This is a genomic window from Gemmobacter fulvus (assembly GCF_018798885.1).
Classification (GTDB): Bacteria; Pseudomonadota; Alphaproteobacteria; order Rhodobacterales; family Rhodobacteraceae; genus Gemmobacter; species Gemmobacter fulvus.
In genome coordinates this window covers 1086124-1104125 of sequence record NZ_CP076361.1, presented here as the reverse complement: position 1 = coordinate 1104125, position 18002 = coordinate 1086124, and the positions used below count along the sequence as shown (strand labels likewise).

The following is an 18002-nucleotide window of genomic DNA, read 5'->3' as shown; positions in this document are numbered from 1 at the left end:
AGGGCAGAGACGATGGAACAGCTGCGGATCGTGATTGCGGATGACCACCCGCTTTATCGGGACGGAGTGGCGCGCAGCCTGTCGGAGGATCCGGGACTGCTGGTTGTGGGGCAGGCGCAGGATGCGAAGGCGGCGGTGGAACTGGCGGCGCGGCTGCGCCCCGATGTGCTGCTGCTGGATATTTCCATGCCCGAAGGCGGTGGTCTGGCGGCGCTGCGGGCGGTGATGGACTGGCCTGAGCCGCCGAAGGTGGCGATGCTCACCGCCTCGGAAGAGGATGACATCGTGATGCAGGCGCTGAAGGCCGGGGCGCTGGGCTATATCCTGAAGGGGGTCAGCGCGCGCGATCTGGTGGGGGTGGTGAAGGATCTGGCGCGCGGGCAGACCTATGTGTCGCCGCTGCTGGCCAGCCGGTTGCTGACGGCGATGCGGGGCGGGGCAAAAGCCAAACCCGCGAACCCGCTGGAGGATCTGTCCAAACGCGAAGAGGATATTCTGGCGCTGGTGGCCGAAGGCAAAAGCAACAAGGAAATCGGGCTGTCACTCGACCTGCAGGAAAAGACGGTGAAACATTACATGACGTCGATCCTGCAAAAGCTGCATCTACGCAACCGGGTCGAGGCGGCGGTTCTGGCGCGCGATCACCTGCGGCGGTGAGTGTCAGCGCAGATCCAGCGCGCCGCGAAACCGGCCCAGATCATCGGCTGTCGCCGGGCGGCGCGTCACCAGATTGCCGCGCGGATCGGTCAACTGATAGGTGCGACCGTCCAGCGTTTCACGCCAGCCGGCGCGGTCGGTGATCGTGACGCGGTTCTGGCCGATGTCGATCACGCTGGTGATGCCTTTGGCGGCTTTCGGATCGGCCAGACGGCGCCGGTCGGCGGTGGTGGCGGGGCGGCGTTCGGTGACGCGCCCGCGCGCGTCCAGCCGTTCATAAAGACCGGCGCTGATCCGCTCCACCCGGCCATCGTCATAGATCCGCCGCAGCCCTTCGGCGGCCAGGTCGCCGCTGTCGGCCTTGCCATCCGAACCGCCGCGCCCCCGGCCACGACCGCGGCCCGAATTGTCATCATCCCGGTCGTCGTCCCGGCCTTCGTCGTGATCGTCATCGTGCCCGCCGCCCCGGCCGCTATTGTCACCGCCGCCCCCGTCGTCGTCCCCCCCGTCGTCGCCATCATCTCCGCCGCCCCGGGCATGGGCGATGCCCTGTGCCGCCGTGACCGGCAGCAACAGCTGCGGCACGCCGGTGGCGAGCAGCAGGGCCGCAATCACAAGGCAAGACAGCTGGCGTTTCATCCCGGGTCCTTTGTCAAAACGGGCGCGCGCGGCTGTCGCGCGCGCCGCGTGGGTCAGCGCAGCGCCGACAGGCGGGCGCGGTCTGCCGCCGTGGCGCGGCGTTCCTCGACCGTGCGGCCCGCGGCATTCTTGCGTTCATAGCGGCCATGCTCAATCTCTTCGCGGCTGCCATCGGAATAGCTGACCTCGATGCTGCGGCCCGCGCTTTCGACCTTGGTCACGGTCGGCGTGCCCCCCGGCGTGCCGGTGCCGCGCCCGCCCCGGCGTTTGCCATGGCCCCGGTGATCGTCATCGCCGTCGTCATCGACACTGTGGCCCCGGCGACCGTGGTCGTCATGGTCATCGTCGCGGCTGTCATCATGGCCCCGGCCATGGTGGCCGCCCCGGTCGTCACGGCCGCGCCCGCGCCCGCCGTGATCGTCGATATGGGTATCATCCGCGCCGCGCCGGGCATGGGCGACGGAATCCGTCACCGTCAGGCCGCCAGTTGCGGGGTTGAACTGCAGGCCAAGCGGCATGGCCACAAACAGGGCGGCAAGGGCCACCATCGGCAGGCGGCGCGGCAGGGCGGAAAAGCGTTGTCCGGTCATGTCAGTCTCTCCATCTGGACACCCGGCCATCGTGGCGGGATGCCCTCGTTCTGCCTGCTGCCGCGCCTGTGGCCCATCGGGGTCAGACCACTGCGCCGCCGCATCCGCCCTTTGCCGTCTGGTCATAGGCCGAAAGGCCGGTGATTTCATCGGACCAAGGTCGGGCGGGCGGCAGAAAAGACGGTCAGGGCCGCTTGCGCAAAGCGCTGGGCGGGGTGCCAAAGCTGTTGCGGAACGCCCGGCTCAGCGTGGCGGCACTGGAAAACCCGGTGCGCAGCGCAATCTCGGCCAGCGGGTGCCGGGTATCGGTGATCAGGCGGCGCGCGGCGGCAAGCCGCAGCGACAGCGCATGGGCGGCGGGGCTGCGACCCAGCGCCGCGTCAAACAGCTGTTCCAGACGGCGGGCCGACAGGCCAAGCGCGCGGGCGGTCTGCGCGGTGGTTTCGGGGCTGTCGAGCCGCGCCTCCATCCGGGCGATGGCAGCCGCGACGCGCGGGTCAAGCCGGGGATCGGGGGCATGCGGGGCAATCTGCGGCTCGGCCCCGTCGCGCGCCGTGGTCAGAAAACTGGCCGCCACCTGCAAGGCAAGCGCAGGCCCATGGCGGGTGCGGATCAGGTGCAGCATCAGATCGGCGGCAGGCGCGGCCCCACCCGCAGTAAAGCGGTTGGCCGCCAGCACGAACCGATCCGCCACCACGTCGATCTGCGGATGGCTGGCGGCAAAATCCTCCAGATCCTCCCAATGCACCGTGGCGCGGCGGCCATCCAGCAGACCGGCGCGGGCCAGAACCCAGCCGCCCGCATCAATGCCGCCAATCGCGGCAAAGCGCGGCGCGATGCGGCGCAGATCGCGGATCAGCCGCGCCGTGGCCACCTCGGACTGGCGATAGCCCGCAATCACGATCAGCACATCCGCACCTTCGGCCATGGCCAGCGGACCGGACGAGGGCAGCTCGATCCCGCAGGTCAGCGGCACCGCCTGACCATCGGGCGACACCACGCGCCAGCGAAACGCCTCCGTCCCCAGATGCCGGTTGGCGGCGCGCAGTGGATCGAGGGTCGAGGCGACCTCCAGGATCGAACACTGCGGCAGCACCAGCAGGGCGAGGCTGAGCGGCTGCTGCGCGGGGGCGAAAATTGATGCGGATTTTGCCATGTTCATTTCGTAAATCGCAAAGCGTGGCGGCGCAAGACCGCTAAACTGCCGTCAAAGAACAGGAGTAGCCCGATGCCTTTGGCCATGAACCGCGAAGTTTTCATCACCTGTGCCGTGACCGGATCGGGCGGCACGCAGGACCGCAGCCCGCATGTGCCGCGCAGCCCGGCGCAGATCGCCGAAAGCGCCATAGCGGCGGCCAAGGCGGGGGCGGCGGTGGTGCATTGTCATGTGCGCGACCCCGAAACCGGCAAACCGGCCCGCGACCCGGCGCTGTATCGCGAGGTGACGGAACGCATCCGCGACAGCGCCACCGATGTGGTGCTGAACCTGACGGCGGGCATGGGCGGCGACATCTATTTTGAAGGCACCGAGGATATGGGCCGCATGGGCCCCCGGTCTGACATGGCGGGTGCCGCCGAGCGGGTGGCGCATGTGGTGGAATGCCGCCCGGAAATCTGCACGCTCGATTGCGGCACGATGAATTTCAACGAGGCCGATTATGTGATGGTCAACACGCCCGGCATGCTGCGCGACATGGCAAAACGCATGGTCGCAGCCGGGGTGCGGATCGAGATCGAGGCCTTTGACACCGGCCATCTGTGGCTGGCCAAGGAACTGGCGCGCGAAGGGGTGATCCCCTCCCCGACGCTGGTGCAGCTGTGCATGGGCGTGCCATGGGGCGCGCCGGATGATCTGAACACCTTCATGGCGATGGTCAACAATGTGCCCGCCGACTGGTTCTGGAGCGCCTTTGCCATTGGCCGCCACCAGATGCCTTATGTGGCCGCTGCCGTGCTGGCAGGGGGCAATGTGCGGGTGGGGCTGGAAGACAATCTCTGGCTCGACAAGGGCGTTCTGGCTACCAATGCGCAGCTGGTGGAGCGGGCGGTCTCGATCATCTCGAACCTGGGGGCGCGGGTGCTGACCCCGGCCGAAGTGCGCGCCAAGCTGAAGCTGGAAAAACGCGCGCCGCTGCCGAAGTGACCGGCCCGACCCCCGCCGCACAAGGGGCGGGGGCAGCAATCATGCAGACTGATGCACCGGCGCCTGTTGCGGCACGGGCAGGATGAGGGGCGCAGACCCCACAGGAGAGAGAATGGCACGGAAAGCGGCGATCATCGGGGGCGGGGTTATTGGCGGCGGCTGGGCGGCGCGGTTCCTGCTGAACGGGTGGGATGTGGCGGTGTTCGACCCCGATCCGCAGGCCGAGCGGAAAATCAGCGAGGTTCTGGCCAATGCCCGGGCCAGCCTTCCGGCCCTGTCTGACATTCCGATGCCTTCCGAGGGCGTTCTGAGTTTTGCCGGAACCATCACCGAAGCCGTGGAAGGCGCTGACTATGTTCAGGAATCCGTCTCGGAACGGCTGGAACTGAAACACCGGGTCTTTGCACAAATCCAACAATCCGCCCCGAATGTGCTGATCGGCTCGTCCACCAGTGGTTTCAAGCCATCCGAGCTGCAAGAGCGTGCCGCCAATCCGGGCAGCATCTTTGTGGCCCATCCGTTCAACCCGGTCTATCTTCTGCCACTGGCCGAGGTTGTGCCCTCGCCGCGAAACCCGCCCGAAGCGGTCGAGCGGGCAAAGGACATCCTGCGCGACATCGGCATGTTCCCCCTGCATGTGCGCAAGGAAATCGACGCGCATATCGCGGACCGTTTCCTTGAGGCAGTCTGGCGCGAAGCGCTGTGGCTGGTGAAGGACGGCATCGCCACGACCGAGGAGATCGACGAGGCGATCCGCATGGGCTTTGGCCTGCGCTGGGGCCAGATGGGCCTGTTTGAAACCTATCGCGTGGCGGGCGGCGAGGCGGGCATGAAACATTTCATGGCGCAGTTCGGCCCCTGCCTGCAATGGCCGTGGACCAAGCTGACCGATGTGCCGGAATTCAACGACGGGCTTGTTGACCTCATCGCCGGGCAATCCGATGCGCAATCGGGGCATCACACCATCCGCGAGCTGGAGCGCATCCGCGACAGCAACCTGATCGGTTTTCTGCGCGCCCTGAAGGACCGCAACTGGGGCGCCGGAAAGGTGCTGCGGGCGCATGATGACAAGCGCAAGGCGGCCCTGCATGCCGAGGGCAAGATCGGCGATGGCGCGCCGCTGGTGATGGCGCATCTGCGCGTTTTGCCCGGCTGGATCGACTATAACGGCCATATGACCGAAAGCCGCTATCTGTTTGCCGGGTCGGAAACCTGCGACAATTTCCTGCGGCTGATCGGCGCGGATATGGATTATGTGGCGGGCGGTCACAGCTATTACACCGCAGAAAGCCATGTGATGCACCTTGACGAGGCAAAGCTGGGCGATGCGCTGACCGGCACGGTGCAGGTGCTGGGCGCGGATGAAAAGCGCCTGCATCTGTTCCTGAGCATCCTGAAAGATGGTGCCCCAGTGGCGACGGTGGAGCAGATCCTGCTGCATGTGGACATGAAGGCCGGCAAATCCTGCCCGGCGGCACCCGAGGTTCTGGCCAAGCTGATGCCGATTGCCGAGGCGCACAAGGCCCTGCCGCGCCCCGAAGCGGTGGGCCGCCATGTTGGTCAAAGGAAATCCTGAGATGCAGTTTGGGCTGACCGACGAACAGAAGATGATCGTGGAGACCACGCGGTCTTTTGTGGAGAACGAGCTTTATCCGCATGAGGCCGAGGTGGAGCGCACCGGCCATCTGCGCATGGACCTGATCCGCGAAGTGCAGGCCAAGGCGATCGAGGCCGGGCTTTATGCGGCCAATATGCCCGAAGAGGTGGGCGGGGCCGGGCTCGATACCCTGTCCTGGCTGCTGTATGAGCGCGAGCTGGGCCGCGCGAATTATGCGCTGCACTGGACCTGCGTGGCACGGCCCTCGAATATCTTGCTGGCGGGCACGGCAGAGCAGCGCGAGAAATACCTGTTTCCCTGCATCCGGGGCGAGAAATGGGATTGTCTGGCGATGACCGAACCGGGTGCCGGATCGGACCTGCGCGGCATGCGGGCCAGCGCGCGGCAAGAGGGCGGCGATTGGGTGCTGAATGGCACCAAACATTTCATCAGCCATGCCGATATTGCCGATTTCGCCATCGTCTTCATGGCCAGCGGCGAGGAAGACACGCCGCGCGGCAAGAAAAAGCTGATCACCGCGTTTTTCGTCGACAAGGGCACGCCGGGCTTCAGCGTCCGTGACGGCTATCGCAATGTCAGCCATCGTGGCTATACCAATGCGGTGCTGGAGTTTGACGAATGTCGTATTCCCGCCAGCCAGATGCTGGGCGAGGCGCACAAGGGCTTCGAGGTGGCAAATACCTGGCTGGGGGCGACCCGGTTGCAGGTGGCCGCAACCTGCCTTGGCCGGGCCGACCGTGCCTTGGGTCATGCCATCGGCTATGCGGCAGAGCGCAAGCAGTTCGGCCAGCAGATCGGCAAGTTTCAGGGCGTCAGCTTCAAACTGGCCGATATGGCGATGGAGCTGAAAGCGGCAGAACTGTTGACATGGGAGGCCGCCTGGAAGTTCGATCAGGGCAGCGTGACCGAGGCCGACATGAGCATGGCCAAGCTGAAGGCCAGCGAAATGCTGGCCATGGTCGCGGATGAGGCGATCCAGATTCACGGCGGCATGGGCCTGATGGACGATCTGCCGCTGGAACGGATCTGGCGCGATGCGCGGGTGGAGCGGATCTGGGAGGGGACATCCGAGATCCAGCGCCATATCATCAGCCGCGAGCTTTTGCGCGCGGTCGGTGGCTGATCCGGCAGCCGCATCCCCCCCGAACAGCCGGAGCCGACCATGACAGACCCCCGCCGCCCCGTGATCACGCTGACCTATTGCACCCAATGCAACTGGTTGTTGCGCAGCGCCTGGATGGCACAGGAGCTGTTGTCGACCTTTGGTCAGGATCTGGCCTCGGTGACGCTGATCCCCGGCACGGGTGGCATTTTCCAGATCACGCTGGATGGCGCGCTTATCTGGGACCGCAAGGCGCAGGGCGGCTTTCCAGATGTGAAACAGCTTAAACAGATGGTGCGCGATCACGTCTGGCCCGAGCGTGACCTGGGCCATATCGACCGCAGCACCGATCCCGCCTGAAACCCCTTTCGGCGGGAGAGTATTTTTATCAGCGCGAAAGCCGATGATGCACAACAGCTTCCTGACCCCGTTGCCCCTGAACCGTCCCCCCCAGCCCTGCCGCATCTGCGCGGGAGGCCGGGCATGAAAGATCTGGGGCGTCTGCTGCGGCCGCAGTCGATTGCGGTTCTGGGATCCGGCTGGGCCGAAAACGTGATCCTGCAATGCCAGAAGATGGGCTTTGACGGGCCGATCTGGCCGGTGCATCCGAAGCGCGATCAGGTGGGCGGGCTCAGGGCCTATGCGTCGCTGGCCGATCTGCCGGGCGTGCCGGATGCCACTTTCATCGGGGTGAACCGTCATGCCACTGTCGATGTGGTGCGCGATCTGGCGGCGATGGGCGCGGGTGGCGGCATCTGTTTCGCGTCGGGCTGGACCGAGGCGGGCGAGGCAGGGTTGCAGGCCGATCTGGTGGCGGCAGCGGGGGAGATGCCGATCCTCGGGCCGAATTGTTATGGCGTGATCAATTATCTGGACGGCGCGCTGCTCTGGCCCGATCAGCATGGCGGGCAGCGGGTGGCGCGGGGCGTGGCGCTGCTGTCGCAAAGCTCCAACATCATCCTGAACCTGACGATGCAGGCGCGGGCCTTGCCGGTGGCCTATGTCGCCTGTCTGGGCAATGCGGCGCAGGTTGGTCTGGCCGAGCTTGCCGGGGCGCTGCTGGCGGATCCGCGGGTGACGGCCATTGGCATGTATGTCGAGGGGATCGACGATGCGCCGGGCTTTGCAGCGCTTGCCGAAGCGGCGCGGGCGGCGGGCAAAGGCGTGGTCTGCATCAAATCCGGCAAGACAGCGCTGTCACAGGCCACGGCGGCCTCACATACCGCCTCGCTGGCGGGGGGCGGGGCGGCCTCATCGGCCTTTCTGCGGCAGGCCGGGGTGGCCGAGGTCAATACGTTGGCCGAGCTGGTGGAAGTGCTGAAGATTTTCCACACCCATGGCCCGCAGATCGGGCCGAGGCTGTGTTCGCTGTCCTGTTCGGGCGGCGAGGCGGGGCTGGTGGCCGATCTGGCGGCCCCGCATGGCATCGACTTTCCCGAAGTGGCGCCTTCGGTCGCGGCAAGCCTGGGCGAGATTCTGGGCCCGATCGTCACCATCTCCAACCCGCTGGATTATCACACCTTCATTTGGGGCGACGGGCCGCGCACCACCGATGTGTTCCGCACCATGCTGGCGGATTATGATGCGGGGCTGTTCATCATCGACCCGCCGCGCCCGGATCGTTGCGATCCGTCCAGCTTCCAGCCGGCACTGGATGCGATTGTGGCTGCGGCAAAAGCCACGTGCAAACCGGCCTTCCCGGTGTCGTCCCTGCCCGAGAATTTTGACGAGCCGCTGGCCCAGAGCCTGATGCAGCAGGGCATCACGCCTTTGATGGGGCTGGAAACGGCGCTGGCGGCACTGCGCGCGGCGCAGACGGCGGCGGGGCAGGCGGGCTGGCGTCCGGTGCAGGCCACCCCTGCGCGCGAGACGGCTTTGCTGTCCGAGGTAGAGGCCAAGGCGCTGCTGGCAGCCTCCGGGGTTGCGGTGCCGCGCGGGGTTTCGGCCCCCACCCTGTCGGGGCTGGATGCGGCGCAGCTTGTGCCGCCCTTCGCGCTGAAAGGTCTGGGCTTTGCCCACAAGACCGAGGCGGGCGCGGTGCGGCTGGGCGTTACCTCGCTGGACGGGCAGGCCGAAATGCCCGGCGCATCGGGGTATCTGCTGGAGGAGATGGTCAGCGGTGCGGTGGCCGAGGTTTTGCTGGGCCTGCGCCGTGATCCGGTCTACGGGCTGAGCCTGACCCTCGGCATGGGTGGAGTGACGGCCGAGGTTCTGGCCGATACCGTCACGCTGATCTGGCCGGTGACAGAGGCAGAGGTGCAGGGCGCGCTGCGGCGGTTGAAGCTCTGGCCGCTGCTGGACGGCTATCGCGGGCGGCCCCGTGCCGATGTGACGGCGCTGGCCGATATGGCGCTGCGGCTGGGCGCGTTGATGAGCGCCGATCCCGGTCTTGAGGAAATCGAAATCAACCCGGTCCTGCTGCGCGAAAGCGGTGCAGTGGCCGTGGACGCATTGGTGAGGAGAGCGATATGACCATGCAGATGCTGACCGAAGGCCCGATCCGCACCCGGCGCGAAGGGTCCATTCTGGAAGTGACGCTGGACAGGCCAAAGGCCAATGCGATTGATCTGGCCACCAGCCGGATCATGGGGCTGACCTTTCGGGCGTTCCGCGATGATGACAGCCTGCGCATCTGCATCCTGCGGGCCGAGGGCGAGAAGTTCTTCTGCCCCGGCTGGGATCTGAAGGCGGCGGCGGATGGCGATGCGGTGGATGGCGATTACGGCGTTGGCGGCTTTGGCGGCTTGCAGGAGCTGCCCAACCTCAACAAGCCGGTGATTGCGGCAGTGAACGGCATCTGCTGCGGCGGCGGGCTTGAACTGGCGCTGTCCTGCGATCTGATCCTTGCGTCGCAGACGGCCACATTTGCGCTGCCGGAAATCCGGTCGGGCACGGTGGCGGATGCGGCTTCGATCAAGCTGCCGAAGCGCATCCCCTATCATGTGGCGATGGACCTCTTGCTCACCGGGCGCTGGTTCGATGCCGAAGAGGCGCTGCGCTGGGGGCTGCTGAAGGAAATCTGCGCGCCCGAAGATCTGCTGGCCAAAGCCTGGGATCTGGCGCGGCTGCTGGAAAGCGGGCCGCCTTTGGTCTATGCCGCGATCAAGGAAGTGGTGCGCGAGGCCGAGGCGCTGCGGTTTCAGGATGCGCTGAATCGGATCACCAAACGCCAGCTTGCCACGGTGGACCGGCTGTATTCCTCCGAGGATCAGCTGGAGGGCGCGCGCGCCTTTGCGGAAAAGCGCGATCCGGTCTGGAAGGGCCGCTGACACAGAAGGAGACGGGGTATGGCCGGGCATGACTACAGCAGCCGCGTGATCTGGACCGGCAATCGGGGCGAAGGCACCGCGCATTACCGGGCCTATGACCGCACATGGGATATTGCCGTGCCGGGCAAGCCGGTGGTGCCCTGTTCCAATGATCCGCTGCTGGGCGGCGATCCGGCCAAGATGAACCCCGAAGACCTGCTGCTGTCGGCTTTGTCGGCCTGTCACATGCTGTGGTATCTGCATTACGCTTCGGAAGCCGGGGTCGTGGTGACCGGTTATGAGGATGTGCCGGTGGGGCGGGGCGAGATTGGGCCGGGCGGTGCCGGGCGGTTTCTGTCTGCCACCTTGCAGCCTGTGATCACGGTTGCGGCGGGCACCGATCTGGTGGCGGCAGAGGCGATCCATCACCGCATCCACAGCGTCTGTTTCATCGCAAGATCGGTGAATTTTCCGGTGTCCTATGCCGGGCGGTTCATCATCGCGGCCTGAGATCGTGGCAGCCGAGATTGTCCGGGGCTGAGCGAAAGCCGACACGGACTGTCGCGGAAGGCAGAGGCTTTCATCCGCGCTGCCGGTAGAGTTTGCCGGATGCAGGGCAGAGGGCGGCGATGGACGACAGCGACTACATCATCGTGGGGGCAGGGTCGGCGGGCTGTGTGCTGGCCAACCGCTTGTCGGAATCCGGTAAATACCGCGTCACACTGATTGAGGCTGGCGGAAGCGACCGGCGCTTTTACGTCAATCTTCCGTTGGGTTACGGCAAGTTGTTCTATGACCCGGCGGTGAACTGGCTTTATAAAACCGAACCTGACCCCGGTTTGGCCGGGCAGCGCGACCACTGGCCGCGCGGCAGGATCCTCGGCGGCTCCTCATCCATCAATGCAATGGTCTGGATCCGGGGCCATGCCGAGGATTACGCCGAATGGGGGCAGGCGGCAACCGGCTGGGGCTGGCAGGATGTGCTGCCTGCCTATCGCGCGCTGGAAGATAACGAGGCCGGGGCGGATGCCTGGCGGGGGCAGGGCGGCCCCTTGTTCATTTCGGCCAATCGCAAGGGCCTGCATCCTCTGGTCAACAATTATATCGCCGCCTGTGCCGAAGCCGGATTGCCGGAAACCGCTGATTTCAACGGTGCGCAGCAAGAGGGGGCGGGCGTCTATCAGATGACCATCAAGGGTGCGCGGCGCAATTCCACCGCCCGGGCGTTTCTGCGCCCGGCGATGAAACGCCCGAACCTGCATGTGATCACACAGGCGCAAGTGACGCGGGTGCTGTTTGACGGGCGGCGCGCGGTGGGGGTGGAATATCGGCAGGGCGGTCAGACCCGGACGCTGCGCGCGCGCGGCGAGGTGATACTGTCGGGCGGGGCCATCAACTCGCCGCAACTGCTGCAATTGTCGGGTATCGGGCCGGGGGCGCTGTTGCAGGGGCTGGGCATCCCGGTTCTGCATGATAACCCAAATGTCGGCGCTCATCTGAGCGACCATCAGGGCATCAACTACACCTGGCGGATGCGGGTGCCCACCTATAACGACGCGCTGCGCCCGTGGTGGGGCAAGCTCTGGGCCGGGATGCACTATGTCTTGGGTGGCGGCGGGCCGCTGGCGAAATCCATCAACCATGCGGGCGGTTTCTTCCGCACCTCAGCCGATCAGCCCCGTCCGAACATGCAATTGTATATGCAGGCGTTTTCAACCCTGCTGCCGCGTGAGGGCGAGCGCCCGATCCTGACGCCCGACCCGTTTCCGGGCCTGTCGATCGGGCTGTCCAACTGTCGGCCCACCTCGCGTGGGCATATCCGGCTGCGCTCGGCCGATCCGCTGGCGCATCCGGTGATCACCGCCAATGCCTTTTCCACCGACCATGATGTGCAGGAAATGCTGCTGGCGGTGAAGTTCCTGCGCCGGATCACGGCACAGCCCGCGATGGCGCGGGTGATTGCCGAAGAATTGCGCCCGGGGCCGAGCGTGACGCAGGATGCCGATCTGATCGCCGATTTCCGCCAGCGCAGCGGCACCGTTTATCACCCGTCCTGCACCTGCCGCATGGGGCAGGATGCGGCCACAACCGTGCTGGATCCGCTGCTGCGGGTGCGCGGTGTTACCGGGCTCAGGGTGATTGATGCCTCCAGCTTTCCCAATCTGATTGCCGGAAACACCAATGCCCCGTCGATCCTGATGGGCTGGATGGGCGCAGACAAGATCCTCGGGGCCGCGCCTTAATCCTGCCAGCGCGGGCGCACCATGTCGAACGTGTCGCCAGTGCGGATATAGGTGGCGCCAAAGCCGCGCCCGATCAGGTTCAGCCCCGGCGTATCAATATGCCCGCGCTCGGCATTCAGCACAAAGGCATCCGCCACATGCACCGCCAGCACCCGGCCGATGACGGCAAGCTGATGCGGCCCGGTCAGGATGGCGGTGTGGGTCACACATTCAAAGCTGACAGGGCTTTGCGCGATGCGCGGCGGTTTGACATGGGTGGCGGGGGCGGTCGTCAGCCCCGCCAGCTCCAGCTCGTTCACGCCGCGCGGCGCATTGATCGAGGTGGTGTTCATCTGCTCGGCCAGCGCGGCAGGCACCAGATTGACGACGAATTCGCCGGTATCGAGGATATTCTGCGCCGTATCCTTCAAGCCGTTCGCACCGAGCCCGGTGATGCCAAGCGCGATGGTCGGCGGCGCGTCGCCCAGGGCATTGAAAAAGCTGAACGGCGCGGCATTCAGCCTGCCCTCTGCATCCAGCGTGCTGACCCAGGCAATCGGGCGCGGCACGATGGTCGCCGTCAGCAGCTTGTAACCAATTGCAGGGTCGATCTGGGCGAGGTCGAAAAACATCGGTCAGGGCCTTTCCGGGGTTTGCGCCACATCCTTGTGGATGATCACATCGGTCTGCGGATAGGCAAGCAGAATGGTGCGGCGCAGGCCCGCGCCGATGTCATGCGCGGCGCGCAACGACAGATCGCCATCCAGTTCGATATGCAGGTGCACGAACACCCGGCTGCCCGCCGTGCGGGTTTTCAGATCGTGAAAGCCACGCACCTCGGGCCAGTTGCGGGTGAGCGTTTCGATGCCCGCAATCACTTCGGGGTCGGCCTGCCGGTCCATCAGCGCATCCCAAGCCCCCTTGCCGATGCGGATGGCCCCGAAGCCCAACATGGCCGCCGCCGCCAGCGCCACGATGCTGTCGATCTGGCCGATCCCATAGCGGCTGGAGGCCCAGAGCGAGACAATCGCCCCCATTGCGGGCACCAGATCGCCCAGATAATGCAGCCGGTCCGCCGCCACCACGCGGCTGCCGGTGCGCCGGGCCACCCGGCCCTGCCACAGCACCAGCGCCACAGTCAGCACCATCGACACGACCATGACGACAATGCCGCTGGCTTCATCGGCCAAAGCCTCAGGGGCGGGGTTCAGCAGGCGCATCACCGCCGCCCAGCCGATCACCACGCCGGAAATGCCGACCACCAGCGCCTGCGCCAGGGCCGCCAGATCCTCGACCGAGCTATGGCCGAAATTGTGATCCTCGTCGGCGGGTTTGGCGGCATAGATCAGCGCGCCCATCGCGCCCAGGCTCATCATCAGATCCATGGCGCTGTCGGTCAGCGAGGCCGCGATAGACAGCGCCTGCGTCTGCCCCAGCGCCCAGAGTTTCAGTGCCACCAGCACGCCTGCCACGGCCACCGAGGCAAGCCCCGCCGAGAGCTTCAGCCCGGTTTGATCAGTCAGCGCCATGGCCGTCTCCATTCTGCGGCGCCGAGTCGCGGGCGCTGAGGCAGGCTTACTCGATCATTTCCCCCGGCTCCACACCCCAGAGCGCGGCCTTGATCACCCAGCCCTTTTCGCCCTCGACATTCAGGCGGCACCAGTCGGGCGAACATTCGATCACCCGCGCCAGCACACCGCGTTCGGCGCGCAGCACGATTTCGGCCTCGCTGTCGGGGGCGGCGCGGAATTCGGCCAGTTCGGCCTGAATGAGCACGGAGCGCACGCCCGAGAGCAGCGAATAATGCACCCAGCCGCCCAGACCCTCCTGATCCTCGATCCGGCGCCAGTTCTCGTATTCTGCGGTGACTTTCAACGGCATCCCGGCGCGTTTGAACACCCAGTCGATGCGATGGGTCAGCCCCGGCCCCCGGCGGGCATTGCCCTCGTTGGTCTTGAGCGTGACATAGCGCGGCAGCGGCAGATTGGTCACCTGACCGCGGCCCGGATCGCGCGGGGCGGCATCCGCGGGCGGCGGCATGTCGATCACCGCCGGGATGATCGGCTCCGCGGGGGGCGGCGTGCCATCCGTTTTCATGCCGCCCGTTTCGGCATCGGTCACCGGCGGTTCGGTCTGCCCGATTGCCGCACCGGCCCCGATGACCAGCGCCACAGCCAGCGCCGCCCGTGCTATTGCCCAGCTTTTCACCATGCTCTCACATCCCTATCCGCGCCAAACCGGGGCCGCGCCCGGTTTCACATCGGCAATCTGCTCCTGCGCGCGACTGTTTGCGCCGCAACTTTGTTACCGGGGCTTGTGCCTGCCCGCGTGAGGCGGCACTTTGCCAGCAAGTCGACCGATTTGGAAGTGCCGGTCGCAAGTTCAGGGAGGAAGACCATGCCGACACAGCGTCTGAGTGTGGTGGTGACGCGCCGCTTGCCCGAAATCGTCGAGACACGCATGAAAGAGCTGTTCGATGTCGAATTGCGCGACCCGGATACGCGCATGACCCGCGAGGATCTGGCAGATGCGGTGAAACGCTGTGACGTGCTGGTGCCCTGCGTGACCGATCAGATCGACGCCGCCCTGCTGGCGCAGGCCGGGCCCCGGCTGAAGCTGATCGCCAATTACGGGGCCGGGGTCGACCATATCGACGTGTCCACCGCACGGTCGCGCGGCATTCTGGTGTCGAACACGCCGGGCGTGGGGGCCGAGGATACCGCCGACATGGTGATGGCGCTGATCCTGGGGGTGGTGCGGCGCCTGCCCGAGGGCATGGCCGAAATGCAGGCAGGCCGCTGGCAGGGCTGGTCGCCGATGGGGCATCTGGGGGGCCGAATCGGCGGGCGCCGTCTGGGCATCCTCGGCATGGGCCGGATCGGGCAGGCGGTGGCGCGGCGTGCCCGCGCCTTCGGCATGCAGATCCACTATCACAACCGCCGCCGCCTGCGCCCCGAAATCGAAGGTGATCTGGAGGCGACCTATTGGGAAAGCCTGGATCAGATGATCGCGCGGATGGATATCATCAGCGTGAACTGCCCGCACACGCCCTCGACCTTCCACCTGCTGAACGCGCGGCGGCTGAAGCTGCTGAAACCCTCGGCGGTGGTGGTGAACACCTCGCGCGGCGAGGTGATCGACGAAAACGCGCTGACCCGTGGCATCCGCGCCGGTGAAATCGCCGGGGCCGGGCTCGACGTGTTCGAACATGGCCACGAGATCAACCCGCGCCTGCGCGAATTGCCCAATGTCGTGCTGCTGCCGCATATGGGCTCTGCCACACAAGAGGGCCGGGTGGAGATGGGCGAAAAGGTCATCATCAATATCAAGACCTTCGCCGATGGCCACCGTCCGCCGGATCAGGTGGTGCCCGGCATGCTGTAACCACAAAAACGGGGGCCGTGTGCCCCCGTCTCCGTCAGTCTGACAGGCGCTGTGGGCCGTCAGACCTGATAATAGTCGCGATACCAGTCAACAAACCGCTGCACCCCTGCGCCGATCTCGGTGCGCGGCAGCGGGCCGATCAGCGCCTCGATCAAGGTCGCATCGGCCCAGGTGGCGGGCACATCGCCGGGCTGCATCGGCAGCATGTTCTTTTCTGCGATGCGCCCGAGTGCTGCTTCGATGGCGGCAATAAAGGCCAGCAGCGGCACCGGCGCCCCATTGCCGATATTCACCACCCGCCAGGGGGCCACCGGCGACAGGCTGTCGAAGTCACCAACCCGCTCCTCCGGCACCGCGTCGATCAGGCGCAGGATGCCCGTCACCAGATCATCGACATAGGTAAAATCACGGCGCATGTCGCCATGGTTGTAAACGTCAATCGGCGTGCCTTCGAGGATCGCCTTGACGAATTTGAACAGCGCCATGTCGGGGCGGCCCCAGGGGCCATAGACAGTGAAAAACCGGAACATCGTGGTGGGCAACGTGTAAAGATGCGCATAGCTATGCGCCATCGCTTCGGTCGCCTTCTTGGTGGCGGCGTAAAAGCTCATCTGATGATCGGCCTGATGCACTTCGGCATAGGGCATCTGCGCATTCGCCCCAAACACCGAGGAGGTAGAGGCCAACAACATATGGGCCGGCGGCACGGCGCGCGCAGCTTCCAGCACCTCGAAGGTGCCGATCAGATTGGCATCCACATAGGAACGCGGCGCATCAATCGAATAGCGCACCCCGGCTTGGGCTGCCAGATGCACGATCACATCCGGGCGAAACTCCTCCACCAGCCCGCGCACCAGCCCCGGCGTCTCCAGCAACCCTTCCACCGCCCGGAACGCCTGCGATTGCAACAGCATCTGATGGCGGCGCTGTTTCAGCGTGACATCATAATAATCGCTCATCCCGTCCAGACCCAGCACCTGCCAGCCCTCGGCCAGCAACCGCTGACACAGATGAAAGCCGATGAACCCTGCCGATCCCGTGACGAAGGCCTTGCGTGTCATGTCTTTGTTCCATTTCATCTTGGCAAAAATATCCCGGGGGTCCGGGGGCTGGCCCCCGGCGCGGCCGTCAGAACCGCCGCGCCGAATAGGGCGCAATGTCCAGTTCCGGCGGGCGCCCGGCCACCAGATCGGCCACGATCCGGGCGGTGATCGGGGCCAGGGTCAGCCCGATATGACCATGGCCATAAGCATGGATGACCTCCGGCCCTCTGGCCGAGGCGGCGATCACCGGCAGGCTGTCGGGCATCGAGGGGCGAAAGCCCATCCAACTGCGGGTCGGCGCGCCCAGATCGGGAAAGATCGCCCGCGCCCCGGCAACCAGCCGGGCGATGCGATGCGCGGCGGGCGGGGCGGTCAGCCCGCCCAGCTCCACCGTGCCCGCCACCCGCAGCCGCCCCGACATCGGGCACAGATAGAACCCGCGCGTGGTGGGGCAGGTGGGGCGTGACAGCAGCGGCCGCTCCATCGCCCATTCCACATGGTAGCCGCGTTCGGTGTCCAGCGGCACCACGTCCCCCGCCTGGGCCGCCAGCGGGCGGGAATGCGCCCCGGCGGCGAGGATCACGCGGCGGGCGTGCAGGCGCAGGCCTTGCCCTTCCAGCACCACCCCGTCCAATTGGCGTGACAGCCGGGTGATGGCATGGCGCAGATGCGGCACACCCGCACGGCTGACCGCGTCTGCCAGATAAGCCATCATCCGCCCCGGATCCGACAGGAACACCGCTTGCGGAAAGTAAGCCGCCCCGCCTTCCACGGCGGGCAGGCCGGGCTCCATCGCCGCCAGCGCTTCGGGGCGGATCAACTCCACCGTAATGCCAAGGCGGCGGCGCTGCGCCATATCCGCCTCGGCGGCGCGAAAGGCGCGGGCGGTTTCATACAGATACAGGCAACCGCGCCGTTGCAGCAGGGCCGCGCCGCCGATCTCGGTGGCGAAATCCTCCCAACTGCGGGTCGCATTGGCCAGCAGCGCCGCAATCGCCTGCGCATTGCGCGCTGCTGCCGCAGGCAGGCTCTGCCGGGCAAAGCGCAGCAGCCAGGGCGCCAGCGTCGGCAGCGCCGCATGGCGGATGGCCAGCGGCGAGTTGCGGTCGAACAGCAACGACGGCAGGTTTTTCAGCACATCCGGCGTGCCGACCGGCAGCACCGCATAATCGGCAATCGTGCCCGCATTGCCATAGGAGGCTCCCGCCCCGGGGTCATTCGGGTCGATCATCACCACCTCATGCCCCTGCGCGCGCAGACGCAGGGCCACCGCCATGCCAATGACGCCCGCGCCGACAACCGCGATTTCGGTACTGAGGTGGTGTGTCATTCTATGTCCAGCATGGCCGGGTGCCG

The 18002-nt window shown here is 66.1% G+C and carries 18 protein-coding genes; 10 read left to right on the top strand and 8 right to left on the bottom strand.

The genetic code is table 11. From position 1 onward, the window contains the following. Positions 1–12: 12 nt before the first annotated feature. Complete coding sequence (locus KM031_RS05435; protein WP_215503519.1) at positions 13–657, top strand: response regulator; 645 nt, start codon at positions 13–15, stop codon at positions 655–657. A gap of 3 nt (positions 658–660) precedes the next feature. Here KM031_RS05435 and KM031_RS05430 read toward each other — a convergent pair whose 3' ends face one another. From KM031_RS05430 to KM031_RS05420, 3 genes are all read right to left on the bottom strand, one after another. After that, entirely contained in the window at positions 661–1296 is a 636-nt protein-coding gene (locus KM031_RS05430) for a hypothetical protein (RefSeq protein WP_215503518.1), read from the bottom strand. A 53-nt stretch (positions 1297–1349) separates the two neighbouring features. After that, positions 1350–1886 (bottom strand): hypothetical protein, encoded by a 537-nt coding sequence (locus KM031_RS05425; protein WP_215503517.1) that lies wholly within the window; start codon positions 1884–1886, stop codon positions 1350–1352. Between the two features lie 184 nt (positions 1887–2070). Then, entirely contained in the window at positions 2071–3042 is a 972-nt protein-coding gene (locus tag KM031_RS05420) for a GlxA family transcriptional regulator (RefSeq protein WP_215503516.1), read from the bottom strand. A 72-nt stretch (positions 3043–3114) separates the two neighbouring features. Between KM031_RS05420 and bcoG the strand changes: the two genes are divergently transcribed. The 8 genes from bcoG to KM031_RS05380 all read left to right on the top strand — a co-directional run bounded on the left by bcoG (position 3115) and on the right by KM031_RS05380 (position 12240). Next, positions 3115–4029 (top strand): 3-dehydrocarnitine:acetyl-CoA trimethylamine transferase BcoG, encoded by a 915-nt coding sequence (gene bcoG, locus KM031_RS05415; protein WP_215503515.1) that lies wholly within the window; start codon positions 3115–3117, stop codon positions 4027–4029. Between the two features lie 112 nt (positions 4030–4141). Next, complete coding sequence (locus KM031_RS05410; protein WP_215503514.1) at positions 4142–5605, top strand: carnitine 3-dehydrogenase; 1464 nt, start codon at positions 4142–4144, stop codon at positions 5603–5605. Position 5606: 1 nt separating this feature from the next. Then, positions 5607–6770, top strand: a complete 1164-nt coding sequence (locus tag KM031_RS05405) for an acyl-CoA dehydrogenase family protein (RefSeq protein ID WP_215503513.1) — start codon at positions 5607–5609, stop codon at positions 6768–6770. Between the two features lie 39 nt (positions 6771–6809). Continuing rightward, entirely contained in the window at positions 6810–7109 is a 300-nt protein-coding gene (locus KM031_RS05400) for an Rdx family protein (RefSeq protein WP_215503512.1), read from the top strand. A gap of 123 nt (positions 7110–7232) precedes the next feature. Beyond that, on the top strand, positions 7233–9221 hold the full coding sequence (locus KM031_RS05395; RefSeq protein ID WP_215503511.1) for an acetate--CoA ligase family protein: 1989 nt from the start codon (positions 7233–7235) through the stop codon (positions 9219–9221). Beyond that, on the top strand, positions 9218–10018 hold the full coding sequence (locus tag KM031_RS05390; RefSeq protein WP_246566788.1) for a carnitinyl-CoA dehydratase: 801 nt from the start codon (positions 9218–9220) through the stop codon (positions 10016–10018). The genes KM031_RS05395 and KM031_RS05390 overlap by 4 nt, the downstream gene beginning before the upstream one ends. Before the next feature lie 18 nt (positions 10019–10036). After that, the gene (locus KM031_RS05385; protein ID WP_215503510.1) at positions 10037–10507 is read left to right on the top strand and encodes an OsmC family protein; all 471 of its coding nucleotides are present in this window, start codon (positions 10037–10039) and stop codon (positions 10505–10507) included. A gap of 119 nt (positions 10508–10626) precedes the next feature. Continuing rightward, entirely contained in the window at positions 10627–12240 is a 1614-nt protein-coding gene (locus KM031_RS05380) for a GMC family oxidoreductase (protein WP_215503509.1), read from the top strand. Here the strand turns inward: KM031_RS05380 and KM031_RS05375 are convergent. Genes KM031_RS05375 through KM031_RS05365 form a run of 3 tightly spaced genes read right to left on the bottom strand, consistent with a single transcriptional unit; the run spans position 12237 to position 14430 of the window. Next, a complete protein-coding gene (locus KM031_RS05375; protein ID WP_215503508.1) occupies positions 12237–12851 on the bottom strand; it encodes a flavin reductase family protein in 615 nt (204 codons plus the stop codon). The genes KM031_RS05380 and KM031_RS05375 overlap by 4 nt on opposite strands. A 3-nt stretch (positions 12852–12854) precedes the next feature. After that, complete coding sequence (locus KM031_RS05370) at positions 12855–13748, bottom strand: cation diffusion facilitator family transporter (RefSeq protein ID WP_215503507.1); 894 nt, start codon at positions 13746–13748, stop codon at positions 12855–12857. A gap of 46 nt (positions 13749–13794) precedes the next feature. After that, complete coding sequence (locus KM031_RS05365) at positions 13795–14430, bottom strand: SH3 domain-containing protein (protein WP_370879065.1); 636 nt, start codon at positions 14428–14430, stop codon at positions 13795–13797. Positions 14431–14616: 186 nt separating this feature from the next. On the opposite strand from KM031_RS05365, the gene KM031_RS05360 reads away from it, so the two are divergent. Then, a complete protein-coding gene (locus KM031_RS05360; RefSeq protein WP_215503506.1) occupies positions 14617–15603 on the top strand; it encodes a 2-hydroxyacid dehydrogenase in 987 nt (328 codons plus the stop codon). A 59-nt stretch (positions 15604–15662) separates the two neighbouring features. Here the strand turns inward: KM031_RS05360 and KM031_RS05355 are convergent, their stop codons facing one another. Together KM031_RS05355 and KM031_RS05350 are read right to left on the bottom strand one after the other, a co-directional pair. Continuing rightward, positions 15663–16664 carry an NAD-dependent epimerase/dehydratase family protein gene (locus tag KM031_RS05355; RefSeq protein WP_215503505.1) on the bottom strand — a complete coding sequence of 334 codons (1002 nt, stop codon included), beginning with the start codon at positions 16662–16664 and terminating at the stop codon, positions 15663–15665. A 67-nt stretch (positions 16665–16731) separates the two neighbouring features. Continuing rightward, positions 16732–17976, bottom strand: a complete 1245-nt coding sequence (locus KM031_RS05350; RefSeq protein ID WP_215503504.1) for an NAD(P)/FAD-dependent oxidoreductase — start codon at positions 17974–17976, stop codon at positions 16732–16734. Between the last annotated feature and the right edge of the window lie 26 nt (positions 17977–18002).